2 protein-coding genes are annotated in these 1,925 nt (G+C 45.0%); both read right to left on the bottom strand.

All coding sequences use genetic code 11. The features are described 5' to 3' along the window. The coding region (locus J0A65_RS22760; RefSeq protein ID WP_206596586.1) for a hypothetical protein at window positions 1–316 on the bottom strand (316 nt) is incomplete at its 3' end. 637 nt (window positions 317–953) lie between these two features. Beyond that, window positions 954–1,304 carry a hypothetical protein gene (locus J0A65_RS22755; protein WP_206596585.1) on the bottom strand — a complete coding sequence of 117 codons (351 nt, stop codon included), beginning with the start codon at window positions 1,302–1,304 and terminating at the stop codon, window positions 954–956. Window positions 1,305–1,925 lie beyond the last annotated feature (621 nt).

Genomic DNA, 1,925 nt, shown 5'->3' with positions numbered 1-1,925 from the left:
TGATCGGTCCAAGCACCATGGCTTCCTTGAGGTAGTCCGGCGCCAGATGGGCATAGCGCATGGTCAGGAAAAAAGGGGGCAAGGAAAAAAGGGGACAGATTAATTTTTTTAGACCAGTGGAGCTGCACCATAAATAAATCTGTCCCCTTTTCCGATTCTTATCTATGGCGATCCCAACTCCCTCGTCATAGAAATAGCCGAGATCCAACATGCAACCATCTAAGCCTTGGCGCGCCCCCTCTGAGAAGAGTTCAAAAGCGAGATTTAAATTTCCAGCCCCCCACGCCTCATGGGCTTTGAGTTCAATATCTTCCATGACAATGGTCTCTAACGTTTGATTGAAAAAAGGAGACGGACTTATTTTCTTGTGACTCCACGCGGTAAGACTGTAGCAGAGAGACCAAGCAAACCCTACCCTACCAATTACGAAGCCAACCGAAACGCTGACCCATTCAGCACGAGATAACGAGCACGCAGGAAGCAGCTAGGCGCTGGTATGCTTGAGCACATGGTTCCAGGTGCGAGTAAAGTAAGCAGCGAACGGTTTGCACCAGTTGTTATGTGTCATCGTGCCATTTTTCCAGACCGCAATTCATGCATTTATTGCTGCCAAGTAGCCAGTTGACGCTGGAGTACTGTTTTTTGCATCTTGGGCACTTAAAGTTTATCAGTCGATATCCAGAGATAAAAAATATTGGCAAATAAATAGCTAGCGCCATTAGCCCAGAGTGCTTGCTGCCTGTGAGGCTCTCTAGTAATGGTGACACTTTTGCCCCGATAATAATCCAGGAAAGAAATACAGCTATAAACATTCCTCGCCTTACTCTAAAGGACATCCACTGCTTCGAGTAATTTGTGCTCATGATTCCAATACATAACATTTGGTTACGGGGCGGACTCTAACCCGTCCCCTTTTCCGCAGCGAACTACTTGAACCACTAGTTAGGTGGCGCTCAAAATTTTAGCTTCTCTACTGCTTCTTTCCAGGCTATTTCGAATTCATCCCTGGTAATTGGGGTATCGCAAAAATCAGCAATGCTCATGTTGGTATCAAGCCAGAAACCATAGTTTTCTTTATTTGGCCCCGCGATGACCGGTGTGCCATTTTTGGTTATACCGATTTCACGATTGGGTAAACCTCTGTCGTCAAACTCTATTAGCCATTCATGTACTAGATGAAGTTTCGATTCATAGCCAGGATTGGCTCTTGGTATAAAACTCAGAAGTGCTCTTTCGATGCGCTCAACGATTGAAGGGATTGGTCGCTTCCAGTCTGTTGCTTTAGTGGTGCGAATGAATTGCACGAATAAGCTACCTAACGATTAAGCTAAGGGGCCGGTTTTAGCTGGTCCCAGTGAGCGAAGCGAATGACTTGAGCGATTTGTTAGGGTGATTCTTTATACCCTTTCCCATTTTTAGACTCCTGAATGTGCCATTGCATATAAGAGAAGCATGCAAAACGTAACAACTACAGAAGCATAAGATGTCACAGCAATTACAGGAACTGGATTAAACATAAAACCATGGTCATTATAATTTGTAAGCTTGGTCAGCAGCCAATATAAAGTCGCGAGTCATGTTGGCAAAAAACCGACAACCATTATTAGAGAAATCAGGCCGAGCGACAGAAGATTTTCTAGCATATGGCTCTCTCTCTGGAGTTGTCCTAACGACCGAGGTGAGCGACACGAAGTGTTCGCTCTAGTGAGTAGTTATCCGATGATTTGCACGCGGACGCGTAGCGGCCATATAAATGAAGGTGAAACTCAAGGGGGCAAAAATCAGAAAACAGCAGCTTCCAGCGAAACCACACAGCGCTGTTTGGTTTCGCTCAATAGCAGATTTTTTGCTTTTGGGTCACCTTGATTCCATGTCATTTACGTTTCCTTACGCCGATCTGACCATCATTGGGTAACTATTAATTA

Source organism: Bowmanella yangjiangensis, from assembly GCF_017255015.1.
In the GTDB taxonomy this organism is placed as follows: Bacteria; Pseudomonadota; Gammaproteobacteria; order Enterobacterales; family Alteromonadaceae; genus Bowmanella; species Bowmanella yangjiangensis.
Note: the sequence above shows the minus strand (reverse complement) of the source record. Positions and strands in the feature narration are given on the sequence as shown.